Annotated in this window: 16 protein-coding genes; 9 read left to right on the forward strand and 7 right to left on the reverse strand. The window is 73.5% G+C overall.

All coding sequences use genetic code 11. From position 1 onward, the window contains the following. Nucleotides 1-252: 252 nt before the first annotated feature. Together K7G60_RS16025 and K7G60_RS16030 are read right to left on the reverse strand one after the other, a co-directional pair. Nucleotides 253-1,491, reverse strand: a complete 1,239-nt coding sequence (locus K7G60_RS16025; protein ID WP_225801577.1) for a serine/threonine-protein kinase — start codon at nt 1,489-1,491, stop codon at nt 253-255. A 107-nt stretch (nt 1,492-1,598) separates the two neighbouring features. Next, nucleotides 1,599-3,326 (reverse strand): serine/threonine-protein kinase, encoded by a 1,728-nt coding sequence (locus tag K7G60_RS16030; protein ID WP_225801578.1) that lies wholly within the window; start codon nt 3,324-3,326, stop codon nt 1,599-1,601. A gap of 509 nt (nt 3,327-3,835) precedes the next feature. Between K7G60_RS16030 and K7G60_RS16035 the strand changes: the two genes are divergently transcribed. The 4 genes from K7G60_RS16035 to K7G60_RS16050 all read left to right on the forward strand — a co-directional run bounded on the left by K7G60_RS16035 (nt 3,836) and on the right by K7G60_RS16050 (nt 11,644). Then, nucleotides 3,836-7,909 (forward strand): FHA domain-containing protein, encoded by a 4,074-nt coding sequence (locus tag K7G60_RS16035; RefSeq protein ID WP_225801579.1) that lies wholly within the window; start codon nt 3,836-3,838, stop codon nt 7,907-7,909. 138 nt (nt 7,910-8,047) lie between these two features. Beyond that, nucleotides 8,048-9,409, forward strand: coding sequence for an ABC transporter substrate-binding protein (locus K7G60_RS16040; protein ID WP_225801580.1), 1,362 nt, complete (start codon nt 8,048-8,050; stop codon nt 9,407-9,409). A gap of 7 nt (nt 9,410-9,416) precedes the next feature. After that, nucleotides 9,417-10,724: a carbohydrate ABC transporter permease gene (locus tag K7G60_RS16045; RefSeq protein WP_225801581.1), complete on the forward strand. Its 1,308-nt coding sequence runs from the start codon at nt 9,417-9,419 to the stop codon at nt 10,722-10,724. Further along, a complete protein-coding gene (locus tag K7G60_RS16050; protein WP_225801582.1) occupies nt 10,721-11,644 on the forward strand; it encodes a carbohydrate ABC transporter permease in 924 nt (307 codons plus the stop codon). The genes K7G60_RS16045 and K7G60_RS16050 overlap by 4 nt, the downstream gene beginning before the upstream one ends. Nucleotides 11,645-11,655: 11 nt before the next feature. On the opposite strand, the gene K7G60_RS16055 is transcribed toward K7G60_RS16050, so the two are convergent. Beyond that, entirely contained in the window at nt 11,656-12,255 is a 600-nt protein-coding gene (locus tag K7G60_RS16055; RefSeq protein WP_225801583.1) for a TetR/AcrR family transcriptional regulator, read from the reverse strand. A 167-nt stretch (nt 12,256-12,422) separates the two neighbouring features. Here K7G60_RS16055 and K7G60_RS16060 point away from each other — a divergent pair, with 167 nt between their 5' ends. Genes K7G60_RS16060 through K7G60_RS16070 form a run of 3 tightly spaced genes read left to right on the forward strand, consistent with a single transcriptional unit; the run spans nt 12,423 to nt 15,485 of the window. Continuing rightward, the gene (locus K7G60_RS16060) at nt 12,423-13,346 is read left to right on the forward strand and encodes an ABC transporter permease (protein WP_225801584.1); all 924 of its coding nucleotides are present in this window, start codon (nt 12,423-12,425) and stop codon (nt 13,344-13,346) included. After that, on the forward strand, nt 13,339-14,124 hold the full coding sequence (locus K7G60_RS16065; protein WP_225801585.1) for an ABC transporter ATP-binding protein: 786 nt from the start codon (nt 13,339-13,341) through the stop codon (nt 14,122-14,124). The genes K7G60_RS16060 and K7G60_RS16065 overlap by 8 nt, the downstream gene beginning before the upstream one ends. A 38-nt stretch (nt 14,125-14,162) precedes the next feature. After that, nucleotides 14,163-15,485, forward strand: coding sequence for a glycosyltransferase 87 family protein (locus K7G60_RS16070; RefSeq protein WP_374115634.1), 1,323 nt, complete (start codon nt 14,163-14,165; stop codon nt 15,483-15,485). Between the two features lie 56 nt (nt 15,486-15,541). Here K7G60_RS16070 and K7G60_RS16075 read toward each other — a convergent pair whose 3' ends face one another. Beyond that, nucleotides 15,542-20,509 carry an NAD-glutamate dehydrogenase gene (locus K7G60_RS16075; RefSeq protein ID WP_225801586.1) on the reverse strand — a complete coding sequence of 1,656 codons (4,968 nt, stop codon included), beginning with the start codon at nt 20,507-20,509 and terminating at the stop codon, nt 15,542-15,544. Nucleotides 20,510-20,939: 430 nt separating this feature from the next. On the opposite strand from K7G60_RS16075, the gene K7G60_RS16080 reads away from it, so the two are divergent. Next, complete coding sequence (locus K7G60_RS16080; protein ID WP_190160270.1) at nt 20,940-21,494, forward strand: DJ-1/PfpI family protein; 555 nt, start codon at nt 20,940-20,942, stop codon at nt 21,492-21,494. A gap of 192 nt (nt 21,495-21,686) precedes the next feature. Here K7G60_RS16080 and K7G60_RS16085 read toward each other — a convergent pair whose 3' ends face one another. Together K7G60_RS16085 and K7G60_RS16090 are read right to left on the reverse strand one after the other, a co-directional pair. After that, on the reverse strand, nt 21,687-22,343 hold the full coding sequence (locus tag K7G60_RS16085; protein WP_225801587.1) for an HAD family hydrolase: 657 nt from the start codon (nt 22,341-22,343) through the stop codon (nt 21,687-21,689). A gap of 45 nt (nt 22,344-22,388) precedes the next feature. Further along, nucleotides 22,389-22,895, reverse strand: coding sequence for a hypothetical protein (locus K7G60_RS16090; protein ID WP_225801588.1), 507 nt, complete (start codon nt 22,893-22,895; stop codon nt 22,389-22,391). A gap of 274 nt (nt 22,896-23,169) precedes the next feature. Here K7G60_RS16090 and K7G60_RS16095 point away from each other — a divergent pair, with 274 nt between their 5' ends. After that, nucleotides 23,170-23,682, forward strand: coding sequence for an Rv3235 family protein (locus tag K7G60_RS16095; protein ID WP_225801589.1), 513 nt, complete (start codon nt 23,170-23,172; stop codon nt 23,680-23,682). A gap of 93 nt (nt 23,683-23,775) precedes the next feature. Here the strand turns inward: K7G60_RS16095 and secA are convergent, their stop codons facing one another. Next, entirely contained in the window at nt 23,776-26,583 is a 2,808-nt protein-coding gene (gene secA / locus K7G60_RS16100) for a preprotein translocase subunit SecA (protein ID WP_225801590.1), read from the reverse strand. Between the last annotated feature and the right edge of the window lie 229 nt (nt 26,584-26,812).

The following is a 26,812-nucleotide window of genomic DNA, read 5'->3' on the forward strand; positions in this document are numbered from 1 at the left end:
GCTCCGGGCCCGGAGCCGAACCTACGGCTGACACCCGCGGCCGAGGTCCTGCCGGACGCCGGGGGGTGCCTCGCCGTTCGGGCCGGATCACGGGGCGGCGTCCGGTGCCCGGGGCCTCCCCGGGTCCGCCGGGGCCGAGGGGACGTCCCGCAGGGGGCGGAGGGAGTCGGTGCGGAGCGTCGGCGGCCGGCGACGACGCGGCGGGGCGCGGTGCCGGACGCCGCGAGCCCGGCCCGGTCGGCGGGCCGCCCCCTACGGCCGGGAGGACTGCTTGGAGTCCTGCGGCGGGGCCTCCGCGTCGCTTGAGGCCGCCAGGTAGCCGCCGACGCCGAGCGCGCCCGCCACCACGACGGCCGCGACGCCGAGGGTGATCCTCCTCTTGCGGACCGCGCCCGCCTTGTGACGGGCCGAGCCGGGGCGACGGGCGCCGGAGGGGCGCGGGGCGCGGGCGGTGCCGAGCGGGCCGCCGGAGAGCTCGTCGGGGGCCGGGACCCGCATGGACGTGTGGGTGTCGCGGTTGGAGTCGGCGGAGGCGCCGGGGACGAGCGGGACGGCGGCGCGGCGGGGGCTCGGTTCGCCCGCGCCCGTGGCGGTGGCGAACGTGTCCTCCTCGTACGGCTCCTGGGCCGGCTCCGCGCCCGGCTCGTCGACGTCCAGCGGCGGGATGCCCTTGAGCAGCGGCAGGACGTCCCCCAGGCGGGCGGCGAGCTCGGAGGCGCGCAGCCGGGAGGCGGGGGCCTTGGCCAGGCACTGGACGATCAGCTGCCACAGCTCCTCGGGGATGCCGGGCAGCGGGACGACGGTCTCGGTGACGTGGCGGCGCAGGACCGCGCCGGGGTGGCCGCCGCCGAACGGGGTGAAGCCGGCCAGCAGCTCGTACAGGACGGTCGCGAGGGCGTAGATGTCGACGGCGGCGCGCGGCGGGAGGCCCTCGACGATCTCGGGGGCGAGGTAGTCGGGGGTGCCGATGATGCGGGTGGCCTTGGTGCGGCCGGGGGTGTCGATCAGCTTGGCGACGCCGAAGTCGGTGAGGAGGGCGGGGTGGGCGCCGCCGGGGCCGAGCGGGCCCTCCATGTCGAGCAGGATGTTCTCCGGCTTGACGTCCCGGTGGACGACGCCGGCGGCGTGCGCGGCGGCGAGGGCCTCGGCGACGTCGATGACGATCGCGACGGCGGCCTCGGGCGCGAGCCGCCGCTCCCGGTCGAGCCGGGTGCGCAGGTCGGTGCCGCGGACGAGGTCCATGACGAGGGCGAGGTCGGTGCCGTCGACGACGAGGTCGCGGACCTTGACGACCCGGGGGTGGTCGAGGCCGAGCAGTGCGGTCCGCTCCTGGACGAAACGGCTGACGAGTTCCTGGTCGGAGGCCAGGTCCTCGCGCAGCAGTTTGACGGCGACGGGCCCCTCGGGTCCCTCGCCGAGCCACACCGTTCCGGCGCTGCCCCGCCCGAGGATCTGGTGGGCGGTGTAGCGGCTGCCGATGTTCCGTGCCAAGACTGCTCCCTCAGCGGCTGCGGTTCGCGACAAAGCTACGCGTCCCCGGCCGCCGGTCTCGACTTCCGAGGGGAAATCACCCCTCGGAAGTCGACAAATCGGCAGTGTTACTGCCCCGTACCGCCGGTAGCGCCCGTTCCGGTACCCGTGCTCGCGCTGTCGAACAGCTCCGAGACCCAGGTGGTGAAGGACGAGACGCCGTCGCCGATGGCCTCCCAGTAGCCCTTGCCCTGGGCGACCCAGTCCTGGAGCGGGGTGAGCTCCCAGACGAGCCAGCCGGCGACCACGAACAGGACGATCATGATCAGGCAGCCCTTGAGGCAGCCGAGGCCGGGGATCCGCACCGGGTTCGCGCTGCGCTGGCGCGGCGGGCGCGGCTCGCGGGGCGCGGGGGCCTGGGGCGGCGGCTGCGGCGGGGCGTACTGCTGCTGGGGCGGGGCGTACTGCTGCGGGGGCGGCGGGGGCGCGTACTGCTGCGGCTGCTGCTGGTACTGCTGGGGCGCGGGGCGCTGCGGGGCCGGGCGCTGCTGCTGGTACGGCGGGGGCGGCTGCTGGCCGTGCTGCCGGCCGTACGGAGCGGCGTCCTGCGGCGGCTGCTGCGGCCGGCGCTGCGGGCGGCGGCGCAGCGGGTCCTCGCTCGGGTCGAGGTACTGCACCTGCGTCTGCTCGTTGCGGTCGCGGACCTGGCGCAGCTGGCTCTGCCAGGGGTGCGGGTCCTCCGCCGGGGGGCCCTGCGGCACGGGGGGCATGACGGCCGTCGGGTCGGCGGCGCCCGCCGGGCCGCTGGTCGGCATGACGCTGGTCGCGGCGGCGGGGTCGTACTGCGGGGGCGTCCCGGCCCCGGCGGCGCCGGTGGGCAGCACCTGGGTGGGGTCGGCGGCGCCCGGGGCCGGCGCCTCCGGCGTGCCCGGGACCGGCGCGGGCGCCGGGTCCGGGGCGAGGAGCGCGCCCACGCCCTCCGCCGCCTCGATCTGGGCGGGGGTGGCGTGCACGCCGATGCCCGCGGCGACCGCGCGCAGGCCCCGGGCGAGGTTCACGGCGCTCGGCCGCTGGTCCGGGTTCTTGCTGAGGCAGCGCTCTATGACCGTCCACAGGGGGCCGGGCACGGTCGAGGGACGGCGCGGCTCCTCGCTGAGGTGGCGGTGGAGGACCTCCAGGGCGGTGCCGCCCGCGAACGGGGGCCGGCCGGTGACCAGCTCGTAGAGGAGGATGCCGGCGCCGTAGATGTCGACGGCGGAGGTCTGCGGGCGGCCCTCGGCGGACTCGGGCGCCACGTACGCGGGCGTGCCGACGAACTCGTGGGTGCGGGTCAGGCCCGGGGAGTCCGCGAGGCGCGCGATGCCGAAGTCGGTCAGCATCGGGTGCATCTCGCCGCCCTGCTCGGCGAGCAGGACGTTGGCCGGCTTGAGGTCGCGGTGGACGACGCCGTCGGCGTGGCTGGCGGCGAGCGCGTCGGCGATCTGGGCGGTGAGGAGGGCGGCGGCGACCGGGGTGAGCGGTCCGCTCTCCCTGATGTACCGGTGCAGGTCGGGGCCCTCGACGAGGTCCATGACGAGGGCGAGGACATCGCCCTCGACGACCAGGTCGCGGGTGCGCACGATGTTCGGATGGGTCAGTCTGAGCAGCACGGACCGCTCGCGCAGGAAGCGCATCACGATGTCCGCGTCGTTGGCCAGCTCCTCCTTGAGGACCTTGATCGCGACGGTCTCGCCGGGCTGGCCGGGCACGGCCGCCTCGGCGCCCGCCGTCTCCCGCTGGCGGGCTCGCCAGACGGTGCCCGTGGCGCCGCGGCCGAGCGGCTCCTCGAGCAGGTACTTGCTGCCGATAGGCCGCACGTCACGCGCTCCCTGCTGATCGTTGGTCCTGGGGTGGTTCCCGGGCCGTCCCCGGGGTCCCTGTCGTCTGTCGCCCCGGGTCCCTGTCCTCTGTTGTGACCCGTCCGGGTGTCCGACCCACTTTAGTGCCGCCGAACGGGTCACAGGCCGGTCGTCCACAGGCCGGTTCCGCTGCCGTGTCCGGGTCTCGCCGGAGGGTCGGAGCGAACGGAACTTGTCCGGAAGAAGACGCTCCACGGCGGGCGACGGTTGCCGGGCATGGTCCGAAGGCATGCCCAACCAGGCTATTTCCCGCTCATGGCCGACCATTCAAGATCACTTGTGACCGACCCGCGGGCGTGTTGTCGGTGGCAGGTGCGAGGATGCCTACAGCACGTCGCATCGACGGGGTCGGGAGCCCCCGCGCCGTGCCGACCTGTACCGGGCGACGCGTCCGTGCCGGGTGGGGGGAGACACAGGGCGGTTCCCCCCTGCCGAGCCGGCTCGCGCAGAAGGGACCGCTGACGGCGATGCAGATCCGGCTGACCGTCCTCGCGCCGTACGCCGGCCACGGCGCCGGGCGCGCCTGCGACGTGCTCGTCACGGCCCCCGCCGGGACGGCTCTCGCCGCCGTGGCCTCGAACCTCGCCGCCGCCGTCACCGGCCCCGACACCTCCGCCTCGGGCACGACCGTGCTCTACGCGGGCGCGGAGCGGCTCGACGGCCGGCGCTGCGTCCTCGGCGAGCCCCCGCTGGTCGACGGCGCGGTCCTCTCCCTCCAGGTCCCCGGCCCGGACGACCGGGTCGACGAGACGGCCTCCGCCCGGCTGCACGTGGTGGCCGGACCGGACGCGGGCGGAGTGCACCTGCTGCACGGCGGAGCGATCAGAATCGGCCGTTCCGCCGACGCCGACGTGCCCCTCGACGACCCCGACGTCTCCCGCGCCCACTGCACGGTGACCGTCGGCGAGGACGGCCGGGTCACGGTCTCCGACCGCGGCTCGACGAACGGCACGACGCTCGACGGCGTGCCCGTCGGCGACCGCCCGGTGCCGCTCCGCCCGGGCGCGCTGCTGCGCATCGGCGAGTCCGCCCTCCGGCTGACGGGCCCCGGTGGTACGGACGCGTCGGCGACCGCACCGGACGGCGAGGGCCACCTGCGCGTCGCCCGCTGCACGGGCGTCCCGGACCGCACCGGCCGGGCGGGATCGGCCGACCACACCACCCACGGCGGCGCGCGCGGCATCGCGTTCGGCGAGGTCTACGACGGGGGCCACGCGCACGCGGGGGACGCGCACGACGGCGCCTCCTTCGACGACGGCCGCGGCGGGGCCGAGCCGCACGGCAGGACCCGGCAGACCGACCCCGCCCCGGGGGACGCCCCCGCGGCGCCCGCACCTCCCGCCGCCCCCGCGCGCGGCGGCGGCAAGCGCGGGCTCGGCGCGTGGGCCCGGCGCCTCGCGGGCGGCCGCGAGGAGCCCCCGGCCCCCGCCGCCGGCCCCCACGCCTCCCCGGACACGCACGCGGGCGTCCGGCCCGGCCCCGGCGCGCGGGGCGGCGCCCCCGGCCCCGTACCGCGCGCCGACACCTGGCCCGACCCCGCCACCGTCCTGCTCACCGCCCTCGGCCCGGGCCCCCGGCTCTGGGAGCGGGGCCAGGACCACCCCGAGTCCCTGGTGGTCCGGCTCGGCACGACCGACCGCGCCGAACTCTCCGGCGTGCCGGTCACCGTCGGACTGCGCGAGGCCGGGTCCCTCGGCCTGGCGGGCCCCGGCGACCGGCTCACCGGGCTCGCGCGCTCGGTCGTGGCCCAGCTCGCCGCCCTGCACTCCCCCTCCGACCTGGAGATCGTCCTCATCAGCGCCGACCGGAACCGCTCCATGGAGGAGCGGCGCCGCGCCTGGGGCTGGCTCGGCTGGCTCCCGCACGTCCGGCCGGCCCACGGCCAGGACTGCCGACTGCTCCTGGCGTACGACCGCGACCAGGCCCACGCGCGCACGGCCGAACTGACCCGGCGGCTCGACGACGGGCCGCTCGGCCCCGGCTGGCCCAGCGCCGACCGCGCGTCCGTCGCCGAGGCCGCGGCCCGCCACGAGGGGCCGACGACGGTCGTGATCGTCGACGGCGACCCCGGATCCGCGGCACTGCGCGAGACGGTCGCACGGCTCGCGGGCGTGGGCGCGGCGGCCGGCATCCACCTCCTGTGCCTCGCCGAGGCGCCCTCAGCCACCCCGGACTCGCCCGTGGCCGCCACGTACGAGGCCGCGTGCGCCGCGTCCCTCGCCTTCCGCGAGTGCGGGGCCGCGGCGCTCCTGAGCGGCGACGTGGCGACGGCCCTGCGGCTGCTGCGCACCTCCGGCGGGCGGCTCGCGGGCCACGGCACCGTCGGCGTCGTCGACGCGGTCTCCGTCGCCTGGGCCGAGCGGTTCGGCCGGGCCCTCGCCCCGCTGCGCCCCGAGACGGCCGCGGCGCCGGGCGCCCGGGCCGCCGCGCTGCCCCCGTCGGCCCGGCTCCTCGACGAGCTCGGGCTCGCCCGGGCCACCCCCGCCTCCCTGATGGCCCGCTGGGCGTCCGCCGGGGACGGCACGGCCGTCCTGGGCGCGGGGCCGCGCGGGCCGCTCGCCGTGGACCTCGCCAAGGAGGGCCCGCACCTGCTGATCGAGGGCCCGGCGGGCAGCGGGCGGACGGAGCTGCTCCGCTCGATCGCCGCCTCGCTCGCGGCGGGCGGCCGCCCGGACCGGCTCGGGCTGCTCCTCGTGGACGGCGCGGGCGGCGAGCGCGGCGAGGGCCTCTCGGTCTGTACGGAGCTGCCGCACGTCACCGAGCACCTGGTCGCCTCGGACCCGGTGCGGATGCGGGAGTTCGCCCAGGCGCTCGGCGCCGAGCTGAAGCGCCGGGCGGAGCTGCTGGGAGACGGCCACTTCGCCGACCGCCGCGGCGGCCGCACGCCCGTCGCCGACCGGCTGATCGGGCAGCGCGCCCCGAGCGCGGCGGAGACCGTGCCCCAGGGAGCCCGCGCGACCGTCCGCGTCCCGGACGCCGGTGACCTCGCGGACCGCCCCAGCGGCCGCACGCTGCGCACGGGCGACGGCACGATCGGCGCGCTCCCCAGCAGCGGCCGGGTGCCGCGCGCGGGGGCGGACGACGTGACGGGCCGCACGAGCGGCCGCGTCCCGCACCCGGGCACGGGCGAGCTCGGCGGCCGCCCCAGCAGCCGCACTCTCCGCACGACCGACCCGGACCCCACGGACCACCCGGGCGTCCGCCCGCCGCGCACGGCCGCGGACGACGCGCCGAGCCGCACGAGCGGCCGCGTGCCGCGCCCCGGCGCGGAGGACCTCACCGACCGCTCCAGCGGACGCGTGCCCTACCCGGGGGCGGGCGACGTGACGGGCCGGCCCAGCGGCCGTGTCCCGTACCCGGGCGCGGAAGACGTCACCGGCCGCTCCAGCAGCCGCACCCCGTACCCCGGCGCCGACGACGTCGCCGGTCGCTCCAGCGGACGCGTCCCCCACCCCGGCGCGGGCGATCTCGGCGACCGCCCGAGCGGGCGCGTCTCCCGGGCCGGTGACCTCACGGACCGCCCCAGCGGGCGCGTGCCCCGTGCCGGCGACGGGGCCCTCGACGAGCGGTCCGGCGCGCGGGCGCGGTCCGGCGGGGACCCCTTCCTGGCCGACACGCCCAGCGGGCGGCTGCCGCGGCGGGACGGCGGATCCTTCGACGACCGCCCGAGCAGCCGCACCCTCCGCACGGGCGACGGCGACCTCACCGAGCACCCGAGCGGCCGCACCCCGCGCGCGGGCGCAGGCGACGTCACCGCCCGGACCAGCGGCCGCGTGCCGTACCCCGGCGCCGACGACGTGACCGGCCGCTCCAGCAGCCGCACCCCGTACCCCGGCGCCGACGACGCGACCGGTCGGCCCGGCAGTCGCGCCGCCCACCCCACCACCGACGACCCCACCGCCCGGGCCGGCGGCCGCGTCCCCCACCCCGCCACCGAGGAGTCCGCGGGGCGGATCCCGCGGCCCGCTTCCGGGGAGCAGGCGCCCGTGCGGGCGGCGGGGGCCGGGCAGCTGCCGCGGCTCGTCGTCCTCGTCGACGACTTCGACGCCCTGGTCGCCCCCGCGCTCGGCGCCCCCGGCCGGCCGGCCGCCGGGTCCGTCGTGCGGGCCCTGGAGGCCGTCGCCCGGCACGGCGAGCGGCTCGGGGTGCACCTCGTGGCGACCTCGGCGCGCCCGGACCGCACCGTCGACACGGAGCTGGCCCACGGGGCCCGGCTGCGGATCGTGCTCGACGCGCCCCCGGTGGCGGCGGGCCCGGACGTGCCGGCGGCCGGACGGGGCCGCCTCGGGCATCCGGACGGCCGGGTGACCCCCTTCCAGGCGGGTCGCGTCACGGGCCGGATCCCCCGGACGGCGACGCTCCGCCCGACGGTCGTCCCGCTGGAGTGGGAGCGGATGGGCGATCCGCCCACCCGTCGCCCGGTCCGCGAGCTGGGCAACGGGCCGACGGACCTGGCGCTCCTGGCGAGCGCGCTGGACCGTGCGGCGCGCTCGGTCGAGGCGACGCCCGTGCCCCCGCTGACCCCCGCCACACACGGCTGACGCCACGTCACGAGGGCATCACGATCACCCGCTTGACACGGAAGGCGGTATTGCGGGCCTCCGCGGCCCGGCGTAGACCTGTCGGACGGACAGCGAAACGCACGGGACAGCGAAGCGCACGGGAGAGACGGGGCAGCGATGCGTACAACTCTTCGTCCACGCAAGGCCGCAGTGACCCTCACGGCGTTGACGGCGGTGGCCGCACTCGCCCTCGCGGGCTGCGGCGACGACGGCACCTCGAAGGATCCGGAGCCCGCACCGAACCGCGACCTCTCCCTGAAGGGCGAGAAGATCGAGGTCGCCGCCGTCTGGACGGGACCCGAGCAGGAGAACTTCACCAAGGTCCTGAAGGAGTTCGAGAAGCGCACCGGCGCGACCGTCACCTTCGTGCCCGCCCAGGACCCGATCGTCAACTTCCTCGGCACGAAGATCGCCGGCGGTTCGCCGCCGGACGTGGCGATGCTCCCGCAGGTGGGCGCGATCCAGCAGGCCGCCGCCCAGAAGTGGCTGAAGCCGGTCGGCCCGGACGCCAAGGCCGCGCTGGCGGCGAACTACTCGCGCGGCTGGCAGGATCTCGGCGCGGTGGACGGCACCCAGTACGGGGTCTACTTCAAGGCCGCCAACAAGTCCCTGGTCTGGTACAACAGCGCCGTCTTCGAGAACGCGGGCGCCTCCGAGCCGAAGACCTGGAAGGACTTCCTCGCCACCGCCGAGACGATCTCCGCCTCCGGCGTGACCCCGGTCTCGGTCGGCGGCGCGGACGGCTGGACGCTCACCGACTGGTTCGAGAACGTCTACCTCTCGCAGGCCGGCCCGGCCAAGTACGACCAGTTGGCGAAGCACGAGATCAAGTGGACGGACCCGTCCGTCGCCGCCGCCCTGAAGACCCTCGCCGAGCTCTTCGGCAAGCCGGCGCTGATCGCGGGCGGACCGGGCGGCGCGCTGCAGACGGAGTACCCGGCCTCGGTCACGCAGACCTTCACGGGCGGCGACCAGCCCAAGGGGGCGATGGTCTTCGAGGGCGACTTCGCCGCCGTCAACATCGCGCAGACCAAGGCGGAGATCGGGAAGGACGCGAAGGTCTTCCCCTTCCCGAAGGTCGGCGACGGCGGCACGGTCCCGGTGGTGACGGCCGGCGACGCGGCCGTGGCCCTGAAGGACACCAAGGGCGCGCAGGCGCTGCTCGCCTTCCTCGCCTCCCCGGACGCGGCGAAGATCTGGGCGGCCGAGGGCGGCTTCCTCTCCCCCAACAAGAACCTGGACCCGGCGGCGTACCCGAACGACGTCCAGCGCGAGATCGCCAAGGCGCTCATCGGCGCCGGTGACGACTTCCGCTTCGACATGTCGGACCAGATGCCGCAGTCCTTCGGCGGGACGCCGGGCAAGGGCGAGTGGAAGGCGCTCCAGGACTTCCTGAAGAACCCGAAGGACGTCGCCGGGACCCAGGCCCGCCTGGAGGCGGACGCGGCGAAGGCGTACAAGGCCGCCGCGAAGGGCTGAGGCCGACATGCCGGCCACCAGCACCAGAGGCAGGGGCAGGAGCAGGGCGGTCGCGGCGGGTTTCCTGCTCCCCGCCCTGCTCCTGCTCGGCGCGCTCGTCGTCTACCCGATCGGGTACTCCGTCCGGCGGTCGCTCTTCGACCGTTCCGACACCTCCTTCGTCGGCTTCGACAACTACCTCGCGCTCGTCACCGACGACTCGCTCCGCACCGCCGTCCGCAACAACCTGATCTGGCTGGTGGTGGCCCCGGCGGTCGCCACCGCGCTCGGTCTGGTCTTCGCGGTGCTGACCGAACGCGTGCGCTGGGGCACGGCGTTCAAGCTGGTCGTCTTCATGCCTATGGCGATCTCGATGCTCGCCGCCGGGATCATCTTCCGGCTGGTCTACGAGCAGGACCCGGACCGGGGGGTCGCCAACGCGGTCTGGGTGGGGGTCCACGACACCTTCGCCGAGTCCTCCGGCTTCCCGCGGGCCCGGCCGCTGCCCGTGCATCCGCTGGAGGCGGCCGGCGGCGGCGCGTTCGTCACCGAGGAGCCGGTGCGGGCGGGGGTGCCGGTGCTGCTGCCGCTGGTCGGGGTGGCGCCGGCGCAGATGCCCCCCGACGCCCGCCCGGCGCACGCGCCGACCGCGGCGGGCACCGAGATCACCGGGACGGCCTGGCTGGACTTCACCCGGGGCGGCGGCGGGAAGCCGAACGCGGTCGATCCGAAGGAGCTGGGCCTGAAGGGGCTGCGGATCGAGGCGGTACGGGACGGGAAGGTGGTCGCGACGGCCACGGCGGCGGCCGACGGCAGCTTCACCCTGCCGGCGGACCGCGCCGACGGGGCCGTGCTGCGGCTGCCCGCGAGCAACTTCCGGGAGCAGTACAACGGCGTGGAGTGGCTGGGCCCTTCGCTCGTCACCCCGGCGGTGATCGGGGCGTACGTGTGGATGTGGGCCGGGTTCGCGATGGTCCTGATCGGCGCCGGGCTCGCGGCCGTGCCGCGCGAACTCCTGGAGGCGGCGCGGGTGGACGGGGCGAACGAGTGGCAGGTGTTCCGGCGGATCACGGTGCCGCTCCTGGCGCCGGTCCTCGTGGTCGTCCTGGTCACCCTGATGATCAACGTGCTCAAGGTCTTCGACCTGGTCTTCGTCATCGCACCGGGCTCCGCGCAGGACGACGCGAACGTGCTCGCGCTCCAGCTGTACCGCTCGTCCTTCGGCACGGACGCGGACCTCGGGGTCGGCTCGGCCATCGCCGTCGTCCTGCTCCTCCTCGTGCTGCCGGTGATGGTGGTCAACATCCGCCGCATCCGAAGGGAGTCCCGCCGATGACGCCGCGCACCACCGAGACCGCAGCAGGGACCACGGCCGAGACCACCCCCCGGAGCACCCCCGGGTCCGGCGCGCGCCTCGCCGCCCGGCTCGCCGGCGGGGCCGCGTCCGGGGCCGTCCGGGTCTTCCTCCTCCTCGCGGGCCTGTTCTGGCTGATGCCGACGGTCGGACTGCTGCTCTCCTCGCTCCGCTCGCCGTCCGACATCGCGGCGAGCGGCTGGTGGCAGGTGTTCACGGCCCCGGCCCAGCTGACCGTGGAGAACTACGACCGTCTCCTGGCGAACGACACGATCACCGGCTCGCTGGTCTCCACCGTCCTGATCACCGTCCCGGCCACCCTCCTGGTCCTGCTCATCGGCTCGCTCGCCGGTTACGCCTTCGCGTGGCTGGATTTCCCGGGCCGGGACTGGTGGTTCCTGGGCGTGGTCGCGCTCCTCGTGGTGCCGGTGCAGGTGGCCCTGGTGCCGGTGTCGAAGCTGTTCGGGGCGGTGGGGCTCTTCGAGACGACGGCCGGGGTGGTCCTCTTCCACACGGCCTTCGGCCTGCCGTTCGCGATCTTCCTGCTGCGGAACTTCTTCGCGGAGATCCCGCGCGAGCTGCTCGAGGCGGCGCGGCTCGACGGGGCGGGCGAAATCCGTCTCTTCACCCGGGTGGTGCTGCCGCTCGGCGGTCCGGCGATCGCCTCGCTGGGGATCTTCCAGTTCCTGTGGGTGTGGAACGACATGCTGATCGCGCTGATCTTCGCGGACTCGCAGTCGCCGCCGATCACGGTGGCGCTCCAGCAGCAGGTGCGCCAGTTCGGCAACAACGTGGACGTGCTCGCGCCGGGGGCGTTCGTGTCGATGGTGGTGCCGCTGGTGGTGTTCTTCGCGTTCCAGCGGCAGTTCGCCTCGGGGGTGATGGCGGGCGCGGTGAAGTAGCCCCCGGGGGGTCACGCCTTGAGCGCCGCCACCGCCGAGCGCGCGAGTTCGTCCACGTACCCCTTCGGCAGGGGCGTGCGGACGACGACGAGGCGCCAGTAGAGCGGGCCGACGGCCAGGTCGAGGGCCTTGCCCGGGTCGGCGCCCTCGGGGAGTTCGCCGCGTGCGACGGCCTCGCGGACGATCTGGGTCATGACGCCCTGCTGTCCGTCGAGCAGCACGGCCTTGACGGTCTCGGCGATCTCGGGGTGCCGGGCGGCCTCGACGAGCAGGTCCGGGATGACCTGGGAGGCGACCGGGTGGCGCAGGGCGTGCGAGGCCACTTCGAGGAGGGCGCGCACGTCCCCGTACAGGGAGCCGCTGGCGGGTGCCGGGAGGCCCTGGGCGGCGAAGGCGCCGACGAGGTCCAGGACGAGGGAGAGCTTGGACTTCCAGCGCCGGTAGACGGCGGTCTTGCCGACGCCCGCGCGGCGCGCGATGCCCTCGATGGACATCCGGGCGAAGCCGACGGCCGCGAGCTCCTCGAAGACGGCGGCGCGGATGGCCTCGGTCACGTCCTCGCGGAGTACGGCGGCTCCGGCGGGGGCGCGGCGGGGGGTCGGGTCGGTCATGAACGGCATCCTAACCAACGGCGACGCCCCGAGGGCGTTACGACGATACGGTTGCGTTCCGTCGTGGGAGCGTCCTAACCTCACCGTAGCGACGATACGAACCCGTCCCATCGCCGACGGCGCATGCGTCCACGCATGCGCGCACCCCTCGTCGAAAGCGCCCGCCCGTGACCACGACCCTGGCCCCACCCGCACCCCAGAAGCAGGCACCGCCCGTCCCCGCGGAGGACCTCGGCGCCCTCGCCCGCCGCCACGGCCTGAGCGTCAGCGGCGCCCGCCCCTCGCTCCCCGTCTACGTGCGGCAGCTCTGGTCCCGCCGCGACTTCATCGCCGCCTTCGCAACCGCCCGCCTCACCGCCCAGTTCAGCCAGGCGCGCCTCGGCCAGGTCTGGCAGGTGATGACCCCGCTCCTCAACGCGGCCGTGTACTACCTGATCTTCGGCGTCATCATGAACGCGAAGAACGGCGTGCCCGACTACGTCCCCTTCCTGGTGACCGGCATCTTCGTGTGGACCTTCACGGCCAACACGGCCCTGGCCGGCACCCGGGCGATCAGCGGCAACCTGGGCCTGGTCCGCGCCCTGCACTTCCCGCGCGCGAGCCTGCCGATCTCGCTCGCGGTCCAGCAGCTCCAGCAGCTGCTGTTCTCGCTCGCCGCGCTCGTCGTGCTGCTGGCCGCCTTCGGCCAGTTCCCGACCTGGAGCTGGCTGCTCGCCGTCCCGGCGCTGTTCCTCCAGGCGCTGTTCAGCACGGGCGTGGCGCTCGCCCTGGCCCGGATCGCGGCCCGCACCCCGGACGTCAGCCAGCTGATGCCGTTCGTGCTGCGCACCTGGATGTACGCCTCGGGCGCCATGTTCTCGATCCAGAACCTGGCGGGCAACGGCCGCTTCCCGGAGGCCGTGGTCCTCGCGCTCCAGTGCAACCCGGCGGCGGTCTACATCGACCTCATGCGCTTCGCCCTGATCGGGAGCTTCACGGCGGCGCAGCTGCCGCCGCACGTGTGGGCGCTCGCCGCCGGCTGGGCCCTGCTGGCCTTCGGGGGCGGCTTCGTCTGGTTCTGGAAGGCGGAGGAGACGTACGGCCGTGGCTGAACCGTCCAGGGCGCCCACCGTCGTGGCGGACGGCGTCCACGTCACGTACACCGTCCACGGCGGACACCCCGGCGGCCGGGGCGGCGCCACCGCCGCGCTCGGCCGGGTGCTGCGCCGCCGTCCGGCTCCGGCCGGCCGCCGGGTCCACGCCGTGAAGGGCGTCAGCTTCGTCGCGCACCGGGGCGAGGCGATCGGCCTGATCGGTTCGAACGGATCCGGGAAATCCACCCTCCTGAAGGCCGTCGCGGGCCTCCAGCCCCTGGACCGGGGGCGGATCTACACCCATGGGCAGCCCTCCCTCCTCGGCGTGAACGCGGCCCTGATGGACGACCTGACCGGCGAGCGGAACGTGGTCCTGGGCGGCCTCGCGATGGGCATGAGCCGCACGGAGGTCCAGGAGCGCTACGACGGGATCGTCGACTTCTCCGGCGTCAACGAGAAGGAGGACGCGATCTCCCGCCCGATGCGGACGTACTCCTCCGGAATGGGCGCCCGGCTGCGCTTCTCCATCGCCGCCGCCAGGAGCCACGACGTGCTCCTCATCGACGAGGCCCTGGCGACCGGCGACGCGCGCTTCCGCCGCCGCAGCCAGGAGCGGATCGACGAGCTGCGGGCGGAGGCCGGGACGGTCTTCCTGGTCAGCCACTCGAACTCCACGATCACCCGGACCTGCGACCGGGCGCTGTGGCTGGAGGCCGGGACGCTGCGGATGGACGGGCCGGCGAAGGAGGTGGTGGCGGCATACGAGGAGTTCACGGCCCGGCCGGGAGCGAAGTAGCCGAACAAACAGGACATCACGGTCTAAAGTGCGGTGGGATGACGAACGATCAGCCCCAGTCACCGCCACGACCCGAGGACCGGCCCCCCGTCCCGCCCCGCTCCGCGAGCGAGCCCCCCGCCCTCACCAAGTCCCCCTTCGAGTCGGACACCTTCACCTCCGCCACCTTCGTCACCGTGGGCCGCGGCCCCGACCTCGCCCTCGCCGCCGTCTGGATCCTCGCCCGGGCCGGCATGCTCCTGCTGCTCGTCCGCGACGACCTCGGCATCGGCGGGGTGGGCCGCGAGGTGGGCCTCTACCGGTACTGGTACGGGCAGTTCGCCGCCGGCACTTTCCCGCCCGGCGACGCCATGTGGCAGTACCCGCCCGGCGCGGGGCTCGTGGTCATGGCGCCGGGCCTCCTCCCCTGGCTCACCTACTTCCAGGCCTTCGTCGCCCTCACCCTCCTCGCCGACGCCGTCGTCACGCTCGCCCTCGCCCGCGCCGACAGCGCCCGACTCACCCACGGCGCCTGGATCTGGGTCTGCGGCCTCCCCCTCCTCCTCCACCTGCCGCTCGCCCGGTTCGACGTGCAGACCACCGCCCTCGCCGTGCTCGCCCTGCTCGCCCTCGGCACCCGCTCCCCCGCCGCCCACCGGCTCGGCGGAGCGCTCGCCGGGATCGGCGCCATGGTCAAGGTGTGGCCCGCGCTCGCCCTGATCGGCACGCCCCGGGGCCGTACCACCCGGGAGGCCTGGACCGCCGCCGCCGTCACCGCCCTCGCGCTCCTCGCCACCCTGGCGCTGTTCTTCTCCGAGCCGCTGGGCTTCCTGCGCCAGCAGGGCAGCCGCGGCATCCAGATCGAGTCGCTCGGCGGCACGGCCCTCGCGGTGGCCCGCGCCACCGGGGCCTGGCCGGGCGGGGTCGAGTTCCGCTACGGGGCCTTCGAGTACGTCGGCCCGTACGTCTCCACCCTCGGGCACCTCGCCCTGCTGCTCACCGTCCTCGCCTTCGGCTGGCTGCTCCTGTGGCGCCTCCAGGCCCGCCGCTGGACCCCCGCCACCCCGCTCGACGCGGCCCTCACCGCCGTCCTGCTCTTCACCGCCACCAGCCGGGTGATCAGCCCCCAGTACATGATCTGGCTGATCGGCCTCGCCGCCGTCTGTCTGACCTCCCGCGACACCGTGATGCGGCCGGTCGCCCTGCTGCTGCTCCCGGCGGCCGCCCTCAGCTCCCTGGCGTACCCCGTCCTCTACGCGGACGTGGTGGACGGCACCACCACCGGCCTGGCCGTCATGGTGCTCCGCAACGGCCTGCTCCTCGCGGCGGCCCTGCTCGCCGCCCGCCGCCTGTGGACCTCGACGGCACCCGACGCGGAATGAGGAAGGGCCCCGACCGGAAAACCGGCGGGGCCCTTCCTCGTATCGCGCCTACGCGACTAGCCGTGCGAGCGGAGCAGCGTCCGCATCGTCCGCATCGCCACCGACAGGTTCGCCAGGTCGAAGGTGTCCGAGCCCTGGATCTCGTCCAGGGTCGTCCGCGCGCGGCCCAGGATCGCCGCGTTCTTCTCCTCCCACTCCTTGAACCGCTCCTCGGGGCTGGTCGTGCCGTTGCCCACCGTCAGGACGTCGGCGGTCAGCGCCGCGTGCGCCGCGAAGAGGTCCTCGCGGATCGAGGCACGGGCCATCGACTGCCACCGGTCGCTGCGCGGCAGCTCGATGATCCGGTCCATCAGGTCGGTGATCCGCAGCCGGTCCGCCAGGTCGTAGTAGACCTCGGCGACCGCGAGCGGCTCCTTGCCCATCCGGTCCGCGATCGCGACGACGTCGAGGATCGGGAAGGCTGAGGAGAAGCCGGCGACGCGCAGCGCGAGCTCCTCCGGCACGCCGACCTCGGTCAGCTCGCCCAGGATCGACTGGTACCACTCCAGGTCCGCGCCGCGCAGCAGCTGCGGCAGCTGCGTCCAGACCTCCTCGACGCGCTCGGCGAAGAACTCGATGGTCTCGCTGAGCTGGAGCGGCTGCGGCCGGTTGTTGAGCAGCCAGCGGGTGCCGCGCTCGACGAGCCGGCGGGAGTGCAGCCGCATCCGGGTCTGGACGTCGGCCGGCACCTGGTTGTCGAGGGCCTCGACGGCGTCCCAGACCTGGCCGAGGCGGAAGACGACCCGGGCGGCGGTCTGCGCGCGGACGATCTCCTCGATCGACGCGCCCGTCTCCTCGCGGAGGCGGTGCAGGAAGGTCGAGCCACCGGTGTTGACGGTGTCGTTGACCAGGACCGTCGTGATGATCTCGCGGCGCAGGGCGTGGTTGTCGACGGCCTCGGGGAACTTCTCGCGCAGCAGCGTCGGGAAGTACGCGTGGAGCAGCCCGCGCAGGTACGGGTCGTCCGGCAGCTCCGTGCCGATCAGCTCGTCGGCCACCGTGATCTTGGTGTACGCGAGGAGGACGGCGAGCTCGGGCTGGCTCAGGCCCCGGCCGTTGTTGAGGAGTTCGCGGATCTGCCGGTCGTTGGGCAGGAACTCCAGGGAGCGGTCGAGGGCCCCGTCGCGGCCCAGGCGGCGCATGAAGCGCTGGTGGGCGTGGAGCAGGGACGGCGACTGGGCGACGGCGTTGGCCAGGGCCGTGTTCTGCGCGTAGTTGTTGCGCAGGACGAGCCGGCCGACCTCGTCCGTCATCTCCGCGAGGATCTTGTTGCGCTGCTTGACGGTCATGTCGCCCTCGGCGACGAGCCCGTTGAGCAGGATCTTGATGTTGACCTCGTGGTCGGAGGTGTCGACGCCGGCGCTGTTGTCGATGGCGTCGGTGTTGACCTTGCCGCCCCGGCCCTCGGGACCGCCGGCGCGGGCGAACTCGATGCGGCCCAGCTGGGTCGCGCCGAGGTTGCCGCCCTCGCCGATGACCTGGGCGCGGACGTCCTGTCCGTTGACGCGGATGGCGTCGTTGGCCTTGTCGCCGACGTCGGCGTTGGACTCGGCCGAGGACTTCACGTACGTGCCGATGCCGCCGTTCCACAGCAGGTCGACGGGCGACTGCAGGATCGCCTTCATCAGCTCGGCCGGGGTCATCTTGGTGACGCCGTCCTCGATGCCGAGGGCGGTCCGCATCTGCGCGTTGACCGGGATGGACTTGGCGCTGCGGGGGTGGACGCCGCCGCCCGCCGAGAGCAGCGAGGTGTCGTAGTCCGCCCACGAGGAACGCGGCAGGTCGAAGAGCCGGCGGCGCTCGGCGTACGAGACGGCCGCGTCCGGGTTCGGGTCGATGAAGATGTGGCGGTGGTCGAAGGCGGCGACCAGGCGGATGTGCTCGGAGAGCAGCATGCCGTTGCCGAAGACGTCGCCGGACATGTCGCCGACGCCGACGACGGTGAAGTCCTCGGTCTGGGTGTCGTGGCCCAGCTCGCGGAAGTGCCGCTTGACGGACTCCCAGGCGCCGCGGGCGGTGATGCCCATGCCCTTGTGGTCGTAGCCGGCGGAGCCGCCGGAGGCGAAGGCGTCGCCGAGCCAGAAGCCGTACGACTCCGCGACCCCGTTGGCGATGTCGGAGAAGGTCGCGGTGCCCTTGTCGGCGGCGACCACCAGGTACGTGTCGTCCTCGTCGTGGCGGACCACGTCGACCGGCGGCACGACCTCGCCCGCGACCAGGTTGTCGGTGATGTCGAGGAGCGCCGAGATGAAGGTCTTGTACGAGGCGATGCCCTCGGCCAGCCAGGCGTCCCGGTCCACGGACGGGTCCGGGAGCTGCTTGGCGACGAAGCCGCCCTTGGCGCCGACCGGCACGATGACGGTGTTCTTCACCATCTGCGCCTTGACCAGGCCGAGGATCTCCGTGCGGAAGTCCTCACGGCGGTCGGACCAGCGCAGGCCGCCTCGGGCGACCTTGCCGAAGCGCAGGTGGACGCCCTCGACGCGCGGGGAGTACACCCAGATCTCGAAGGCCGGGCGCGGCGCCGGCAGGTCCGGGATGGCCTGCGGGTCGAACTTCATCGACACGTAGGAGTGCGGCTTGCCGTCCGCCGCCGTCTGGAAGAAGTTCGTCCGCAGCGTCGCCTTGATGACGGTGAGGAAGGACCGCAGGATGCGGTCCTCGTCCAGGCTCGCGACCTGGTCGAGGGCGCCGTCGAGCTCCTCCAGGATGCCGTCGATCAGCTCGGTGCCGGCGCGCTGGCGCTCCGGCGCCATCCGGGCCTCGAAGAGGGAGACGAGCAGCCGGGTGGTGTGGACGTTGTCGCGGAGGGTGTCCTCCATGTAGTCCTGGCTGAAGGTCGCCCCGGCCTGGCGCAGGTACTTGGCGTAGGCGCGCAGCACCATCGCCTCGCGCCAGGTGAGCCCGGCGGAGAGGACGAGGGAGTTGAAGTTGTCGTTCTCGGCCTGGCCGGTCCAGGTGGCGGCGAAGGCCTCCTGGAAGCGCTCGCGGGCGTCGTCGCCGAGGTAGTCGCCGCCGTTGCCGGAGGCGGCCGGCATCCGCAGGCCGAAGTCGTAGATCCAGGCGTGGGTGCGGTCGGCGCAGCGCAGCTCGTACGGACGCTCGTCGGTCACCTCGACGCCGAGCCGGTTGAGGACCGGCAGGACGGCGGAGAGGGAGATCTGGTCGCCCGTCTTGTAGATCTTGAAGCGGCGCTCTCCGGGACCGGCGGCGACCGGCTCGTAGAGGGAGAGCGCGAAGTCCTTGCCGCTGGCGGCGAGGGTCTCCATGCGGACCAGGTCGGCGACGGCGGCGCGCGGCGAGTGGTCGGCCTTGTAGCCCTCGGAGAAGGCGTTGCCGTAGCGGCGGAGCAGCTCGGCGGCGCGCTCCTCGCCGAACTCGGCGTTCAGCGCCTCGCCGAAGCCGTCGGACCAGGAGCGGGCGGCCTCGACGAGCCGGGCCTCGATGCGGTCGACGTCGGCGTCGGTGAGCTTCGCCAGCTCGGTGCCGGGCTTGACGCGGACGACGAAGTGCAGCCGGGAGAGGATCGACTCGGTGTTCCAGGCGGTGAAGTCGACGCTGGTGCCGTCGAGCTCCTCCTTCAGGATGTCGATGATCCGCAGCCGGACACGGGTCGTGTAGCGGTCGCGCGGCAGGTAGACGAGGGCCGAGTAGTAGCGGCCGTACTCGTCCTGGCGCAGGTAGAGCCGCAGTCGGCGCCGCTCCTGCAGGTACAGGACGCTGGTGACGACGGACTGCAGCTGGTCGGCCGGCGTCTGGAAGAGCTCGTCGCGCGGGTAGGTCTCCAGGATCTGGAGCAGGTCGCGGCCGTCGTGGCTGTTCGGCGAGAAGCCGGCGCCCTCCAGGACCTCCTGGACCTTGCGCTTGACGACGGGGACCCGGCGGACGGACTCGGTGTAGGCGGCGGACGAGAAGAGGCCGAGGAAGCGGCGCTCGCCGATGACGTTGCCCTCGGCGTCGAACTTCTTCACGCCGACGTAGTCGAGGTACGAGGGGCGGTGCACGGTCGCCCGGCTGTTGGCCTTCGTCAGGATCAGCAGCTTGTGCTCGCGCGCCTTGGCGCGGGCGTCGGCGGGCAGCCGGCTGAAGGAGGGCGAGACGGGGTGGGCGTGGTGGCCCTGGTCGTCGGCGCCGTGCTGCGGGTCGGAGCGCAGGATGCCGAGGCCGGTGCCGGGCACGGCGGACAGGGCGTCACCGTCGACCAGTTCGTACTCGCGGTAGCCGAGGAAGGTGAAGTGGTCGTCGGCGAGCCAGCGCAGCAGCTCGCGGGCCTCCTCCACCTCGGTCGGCCGCAGGTCGGAGGCGGTGGGCTCGTCGGCGAGGCCGTCGGCGATGCGCAGGGCGGCATCGCGCATCTTCTCCCAGTCCTCGACCGTCTCGCGGACGTCGGACAGGACGCGCAGCAGGTCGTTGGTGATCTGCTTGAGGTCGGCGCGGTCGGTCTCGCGGTCGATCTCGACGTGGATCCAGGACTCGGTGAGCGCGTCGTGCGGCAGCTCGCCGTGGATCTGGGCCGACAGGACCTCGATGAGCTTTCCGGTCACGTCGCGGCGGACGAGGACCTGCGGGTGGATCACGACGTGGATGCCGCGGCCCTGGCGGGACAGCTCGTTGGTGACCGAGTCGACGAGGAAGGGCATGTCGTCGGTGACGACCTCGACGACGGAGTGGCTGCTGGTCCAGCCGTTCTCCTCCACCGTGGGGGTGTGGACGCGCACGTTCGCGGTGCCCTGCGGGCGGTTCTCCGCGAGCCGGTAGTGAGAGAGCGCGGCGCCGAACACGTCGACCGGGTCGCGGTCGGCGAGGTCCTCGGGCGCGGTGTGCAGGTAGTAGCGCTGGAGGTAGTCGAGCACGGTGTCCCGGTCCGGACGCTCCCCGGCGCCCTCCGGGCCCGTCGGAAGTCGCCCCCCGACAGGGCTGTGCTCAGCTACCCGAGCGGCCCTCTCGAGCAGCTCGGCCTTTGCTTCGTCCAGCTTGGTCTGCATGTCCTCTGACTCCTGTCGCGCGCCGTTGCGTGACGTCGGTGGAAGAAAGGACACAACGCCACGACGCGGTGATTCCGGTCAGAGTCGACGTTATGCCCGGATGAGAGATGTCCGGGCCGTTATCGGCCACGGAACGTGGCGCGCCCGGACGGAGGGGATCGGCGAACACACGCTCGACCCGGCCGCCGACGCGGACCGGGCGGCAGCCGGGGGCTTCGCTGCCCCCACGGCGTATCGCGCTGATCACGGGAAAAGCCTATCGCCCCCGACCCCCGAACCGTCATGAGCCGTATGCGTACAAAAGAGCGGGGGAAGTTTGACGCTTTGGACAGCGACACATGACCTCTTCGTAAAGCGCCCCGCCGACGGCGACGCGTACGGGAGCATGGGCGCGGCACGACGGACCGACCATCTGTGATCTGGGAGAGCCATGGCGAAGATCCTGATCGTGACCGGGGACGCGGCGGAGTCGCTGGAGGTGATGTACCCCTACCAGCGGCTGCTCGAGGAGGGCTACGAGGTCGACATCGCCGCCCCCGCCCGCAAGCAGCTCCGCTTCGTCGTCCACGACTTCGAGCCCGGGTACGACACGTACACGGAGAAGCCGGGCTACACCTGGCCCGCCGACCTGGCCTTCTCGGAGGTCGACCCGGGCGATTACGTGGCGGTGGTGATCCCGGGCGGGCGGGCGCCGGAGTACCTGCGCAACGATCCGGAGCTCCGCAAGATCCTCAAGGCCTTCTTCGACTCCGACAAGCCGGTGGCCCAGATCTGTCACGGCCCGCTCCTGACGGCGGCGGTCGGCAGCCTGGAGGGCCGCCGCGTCACGGCCTATCCGGCCCTGGAACTCGACATGCAGGCGGCCGGGGCGACCTTCCAGGACAGCGCGGCCGTGGTCGACGGCCTCCTGGTCTCCTCCCGGGCCTGGCCGGACCACCCCACCTGGATGCGCGAGTTCCTGAAGGTCCTGCGCGCGAAGGGCTGAGGCCCGCCGGGTGGTTGACGGGCGGCGCGCCGCCGGGGTTGTGGGCATACGTTCCGCCCGTGCGGAACGTATGCCCACAACCCCCACCGGGCCGCACCCGGCCCCCACCGCCGGACGGACGCCGCCCGCGGACGCCGCCCGCGGACGCGGCCCGCGGAGAGCCCCGCCCAGCGGGGGCGAAAACCCTGGGCCCTAGACCAGTTCCTCCGCGACTGCGACGGCCTCCTCCAGGGAGTCCACCACCGGCGCCCCCACCCGCGACAACGAAGCCCGGCTGTGCGAACCGCCGGTGTACAGCACCGCCCGCGCGCCGACGTGCGCCGCCGCCACCGCGTCGTCCGCCGCGTCGCCGATGACGACGACACGCTCCGCCGGGACCCCCAGCGCCGCCAGGTGCCGCACCATGTGTCCGGACTTGCCGTCCGTCGAGGCGTCGACGCGACCGTCGACACGGACGAACCGCTCCGCGATCCCGTACCGCTGCACGAGGGGCACGAGGTGCGTGTGCGGCGCGAGGGACAGCAGCGACTGCGTGGCCCCGGCCTCCTGCCGCGCCGCGAGCAGCTCCGCCGCGCCGATGGTGAGCCCGCACGCATCGGCCCGCTGCCAATAGTGCCGGTGGAAGGCCCCGTCCATGACGGTCCACTCCTCGTCCGTCGGCAGACGTCCCATCAGCCGCTCGTAGAACTTCGGCACCGGCACCGTGTACAGCTCGCGGTACCGCTCCAGCGTGATGGACGCGAGGCCGAGCTCAGCGAAGGCCGCGTTCGTCGCGCCGATCACCGCGTCGATGTCGTCGAGCAGTGTGCCGTTCCAGTCCCAGACCAGGTGCTTCCCGTGCTTCCCCATGGAGAGACGGTACCCGCCGCCCGGAACGGCGAAGACCCGGGAGGGTCAGCCCAGCAGCGTGGGGATCTCCTGCACGCCGAACCACAGCAGCTCGTGGTCCTCGGCCCCGTCCACGACGAACTGGGCGTCGTCGTCGCCCTGGTCCGCCGCGCCCAGCGCGTCCGCCGCCGCCGTGACGTCCGCTTCGGCGTCGTCCGCGTCGGCGTGCACGGCCGCGGCCTTGGCCAGCGGTACGGCTCCGGCGACGCGGACCTCGCCGATGGAGCCGCCGTCGAGCCCGCGGTCGGGGTCGACGGTCGCGTCCTTGTCGGCCACGTCGACGGCGACGACGATCCGGCGCTGGGGCGCCTCGGGGTCGCCGGCGAGGAGCCGCAGGGAGGCGGAGGCGGCCCGGTTGAGCGCCGCGTACTCCAGCTCCTCGATGTCGTCGGAGACGTACCACTCGCGCAGCGCGGGGGTGACGGCGTAGGCGGTCAGGGGGCCGGGGCCCAGCTCGCCCGTCTTGTGCGCCTGTGCGAGACCGGGGAGGGTCAGGGGGACGTAGACGCGCATGGCAGGCCGCTTTCGTAGACGGAGAGGCCCTCAGGATACGTGCGGAGTCCCCCTTCGGGGTGGCGGGCCCGACTCGCCGTCCGTCCATCGCGGAGGGCCGTCAGCCGGGGCGCCGAGAGCCGATCTCCGACCGCCTCACCCTGATAGGTGATCCGGTTTCGGGACGGCCCCGCCGCGGCGGCGTCCTTGCGGGGCCCCGGAGCCCGGCCGTACAAGATCCCCAACGGAAGTTACCGACCGGTATCACTCGGTTACGCAGCGACAGGGGACCGCCATGAACACCACGCTCACCGCCACGCCCTCCCCGCTCCCCCGCCCCCGCACCGCCCCCGGCGGCCCGGCCGGCTCGCGCCCGCGCGGTTCCGCCGGACCCCGCCCGCGCGGCGCCGCCGGCACCCGCCCCCGTACGCCCGCGCAAGGCGGCCCCTCCCGCACCGCGCCCCGGGCGCTCCCCCCGCACACCGTCTTCGCCGAGCGCCTGCTCGCCGTGCTGAGCGGGGAGCGGCCCGTCCACTGGATGCTCGGCCACACCGTCGGCGACGCGTACGAGCAGCTCGTCCGGCTCGCCCCCGAGACGCCCCTGCGCTCGCTCGGCCCCCGCCCGGTCCTGCGCCGCTGCTCGGTCCAGGTCCACTCCCCGCAGGCCGTGGTCGAGGCCTTCGCGACCATCGCCACCGGCGCCCGGGTGCGGGCCATGGCGTTCCGTCTGGAGCGCGGCGAGGACCAGCGCTGGCGCTGCGCCGCCGTGGAGCTGGACGGACTCGGCGTGGCCGCCCGGCACGCCTGACGAAAGCCCCGCCGCCATGACGAAGGGGTCGCCGCCCATGACGAAGGGGTCGGCCGCCCACCAGGCGACCGACCCCTCCACGTCCTCAGGACGTCACTTCTTGCGGCGACGCCCGCCGCCCGCGTTCTTCTGCGCCTTGCGACGCTCGGCCCGGGTCATCCCGTCGCCTTCCAGGTCGTCGGAGGCGAAGTCACCCTCGACGACACCGCCGTCCCCGTCCACGGTCGGCGCGGAGAAGTGCAGCCGGTCCGGCCGCTGCGGGGCGTCGAGCCCCTTGGCGCGGATCTCCGGACGCCCGGCACCCGCGGGAACGGCGTCCTCCTTCGTGAGCGAGGGAGCGGACGCCTGCACCGGGACCTCCTCGACCTGCTGCTCGACCTGGACCTCCAGGTTGAACAGGTAGCCGACGGACTCCTCCTTGATGCCCTCCATCATGGCGGTGAACATGTCGAAGCCCTCGCGCTGGTACTCGACCAGCGGGTCCTTCTGCGCCATCGCGCGCAGGCCGATGCCCTCCTGGAGGTAGTCCATCTCGTAGAGGTGCTCGCGCCACTTGCGGTCGAGGACGGAGAGGACCACGCGCCGCTCCAGCTCGCGCATGATGTCCGAGCCGAGCTGCTTCTCGCGCGCCTCGTACTGCTCGTGGATGTCGTCCTTGATGGACTCGGCGATGAACTCGGCGGTGATGCCCGCCCGGTCCCCGGCCGCGTCCTCCAGCTCCTCCACGGTGACCTTCACCGGGTAGAGCTGCTTGAAGGCGTTCCACAGACGGTCGAGGTCCCAGTCCTCCGCGAAGCCCTCGGCGGTCTCCTGGCGGATGTAGTCGTCGATCGTGTCGTCCATGAAGTGCTTGATCTGCTCGTGCAGGTCCTCGCCCTCCAGGACGCGACGGCGCTCGCCGTAGATGACCTCGCGCTGGCGGTTGAGGACCTCGTCGTACTTCAGGACGTTCTTGCGGGTCTCGAAGTTCTGGGTCTCGACCTGCGACTGGGCGGAGGCGATGGCGCGGGTGACCATCTTGTTCTCGATCGGCACGTCGTCCGGCACGTTGGCCATGGCCATCACGCGCTCGACCATCTGCGCCTTGAACAGGCGCATCAGGTCGTCGCCGAGCGAGAGGTAGAAGCGGGACTCGCCGGGGTCGCCCTGACGGCCGGAGCGACCGCGCAGCTGGTTGTCGATACGGCGCGACTCGTGGCGCTCGGTACCGAGGACGTACAGACCGCCGAGTTCCTTGACCTCCTCGAACTCCGCCTTCACGGCCTTCTCGGCGCGCTCCAGGGCGCCGGGCAGGGCCGCGGCCCACTCCTCGACGTGCTCGACCGGGTCCAGGCCCGCCTGGCGCAGCTCGGCCTCGGCGAGGTCGTCCGGGTTGCCGCCGAGCTTGATGTCCGTACCGCGGCCGGCCATGTTGGTGGCGACGGTGACGGCGCCGCGGCGGCCGGCCTGGGCGACGATCGTGGCCTCGCGCTCGTGGTGCTTGGCGTTGAGGACCTCGTGCGGGATGCCGCGCTTGGCGAGCTGCTGCGAGAGGTACTCGGACTTCTCGACGGAGGTCGTGCCGACGAGGACCGGCTGGCCCTTCTCGTGCTTCTCCGCGATGTCGTCGACGACGGCGGCGAACTTGGCGACCTCGGTCCGGTAGATCAGGTCGGACTGGTCCTTGCGCTGCATCGGCTTGTTCGTCGGGATCGGGACGACGCCGAGCTTGTAGATCTGGTGGAACTCGGCCGCCTCGGTCATGGCCGTACCGGTCATGCCGGAGAGCTTGTCGTAGAGGCGGAAGAAGTTCTGGAGGGTGATCGTGGCGAGCGTCTGGTTCTCGTCCTTGATCGGCACCCCTTCCTTCGCCTCGATCGCCTGGTGCATGCCCTCGTTGTAGCGGCGGCCGGCGAGGATACGGCCGGTGTGCTCGTCGACGATCATGACTTCGCCGTCCATGACGACGTAGTCCTTGTCCTTCTTGAACAGTTCCTTCGCCTTGATGGCGTTGTTCAGGTAGCCGACGAGCGGGGTGTTCACCGACTCGTAGAGGTTGTCGATGCCCAGCCAGTCCTCGACCTTGGCGACGCCCGCCTCGTGGATGGCGACGGTGCGCTTCTTCTCGTCGACCTCGTAGTCGCCGGTCTCCTCGATGCCCTTGAGCGGGTTGCCGGGCTCGCCCTTGCTCAGCCGGGTGACCAGCTTGGCGAAGTCGCCGTACCACTTGGTCGCCTGGTCGGCGGGGCCGGAGATGATCAGCGGCGTACGGGCCTCGTCGACGAGGATGGAGTCGACCTCGTCGACACAGGCGTAGTTGTGGCCGCGCTGGACGAGCTCGTCCTTGGACCACGCCATGTTGTCGCGCAGGTAGTCGAAGCCGAACTCGTTGTTCGTGCCGTACGTGATGTCGCAGGCGTACTGCTCGCGGCGCTGGGCCGGCGTCATGTTGGCCAGGATGCAGCCGACGGTCAGGCCCAGGAACTTGTGCACCCGGCCCATGAGCTCGGAGTCGCGCTCGGCCAGGTAGTCGTTGACCGTGATCAGGTGGACGCCCTTGCCGGAGAGCGCGTTGAGGTACGCCGGGAGGGTGCCGACGAGGGTCTTGCCCTCACCGGTCTTCATCTCGGCGACGTAGCCCAGGTGGAGGGCGGCACCGCCCATCAGCTGGACGTCGTAGTGGCGCTGGCCGAGGACGCGCTTCGCGGCCTCGCGGACGGTCGCGAAGGCCTCGGGCATCAGGTCGTCGAGGCTCTCGCCGTCGGCGTACCGCTGCTTGTACTCCTCGGTGAGCGCCCGCAGGTCGGCGTCGGAGAGGTTGACGAAGTCCTCTTCGATGGAGTTGACCTGGTCCGCGATGCGGTGCAGTTTGCGCAGGATCTTGCCTTCGCCTGCACGCATGAGCTTGTTGAAGACGGACACTGAGGCTGGTCTCCTTGCCGGTCGGGCCTGGCACTGGGTCTTGTGATGGACGCGAGCGCGGGCACGGCAGGTGGTCCCCACCGCAACGGCCATCGTAAGCGAGACCGCCCTCACACAGGGAGGCCCGCAGTGCCGGAGCCGTACGCCCGCCCGTAAAGAGAACGCACGAGGTGGGCGGAAGGTGCCGCCCCATCCGAAAAGTGTTCGCTTCCGGTCGGCGAGGTCACCA

Origin of the sequence: Streptomyces sp. NK15101, assembly GCF_020400725.1 — a bacterium.
Classification (GTDB): domain Bacteria; phylum Actinomycetota; class Actinomycetes; order Streptomycetales; family Streptomycetaceae; genus Streptomyces.

Coding starts and splice junctions, on each gene's coding strand:
- K7G60_RS16055 (WP_225801583.1), bottom strand. CDS start 12,255: ATGACCGACCCGACCCCCCGCCGCGCCCCCGCCGGAGCCGCCGTACTC.
- K7G60_RS16095 (WP_225801589.1), top strand. CDS start 23,170: ATGAACACCACGCTCACCGCCACGCCCTCCCCGCTCCCCCGCCCCCGC.
- K7G60_RS16035 (WP_225801579.1), top strand. CDS start 3,836: ATGCAGATCCGGCTGACCGTCCTCGCGCCGTACGCCGGCCACGGCGCC.
- K7G60_RS16050 (WP_225801582.1), top strand. CDS start 10,721: ATGACGCCGCGCACCACCGAGACCGCAGCAGGGACCACGGCCGAGACC.
- K7G60_RS16040 (WP_225801580.1), top strand. CDS start 8,048: ATGCGTACAACTCTTCGTCCACGCAAGGCCGCAGTGACCCTCACGGCG.
- K7G60_RS16090 (WP_225801588.1), bottom strand. CDS start 22,895: ATGCGCGTCTACGTCCCCCTGACCCTCCCCGGTCTCGCACAGGCGCAC.
- K7G60_RS16080 (WP_190160270.1), top strand. CDS start 20,940: ATGGCGAAGATCCTGATCGTGACCGGGGACGCGGCGGAGTCGCTGGAG.
- K7G60_RS16085 (WP_225801587.1), bottom strand. CDS start 22,343: ATGGGGAAGCACGGGAAGCACCTGGTCTGGGACTGGAACGGCACACTG.
- K7G60_RS16045 (WP_225801581.1), top strand. CDS start 9,417: ATGCCGGCCACCAGCACCAGAGGCAGGGGCAGGAGCAGGGCGGTCGCG.
- K7G60_RS16070 (WP_374115634.1), top strand. CDS start 14,163: ATGACGAACGATCAGCCCCAGTCACCGCCACGACCCGAGGACCGGCCC.
- K7G60_RS16075 (WP_225801586.1), bottom strand. CDS start 20,509: ATGCAGACCAAGCTGGACGAAGCAAAGGCCGAGCTGCTCGAGAGGGCC.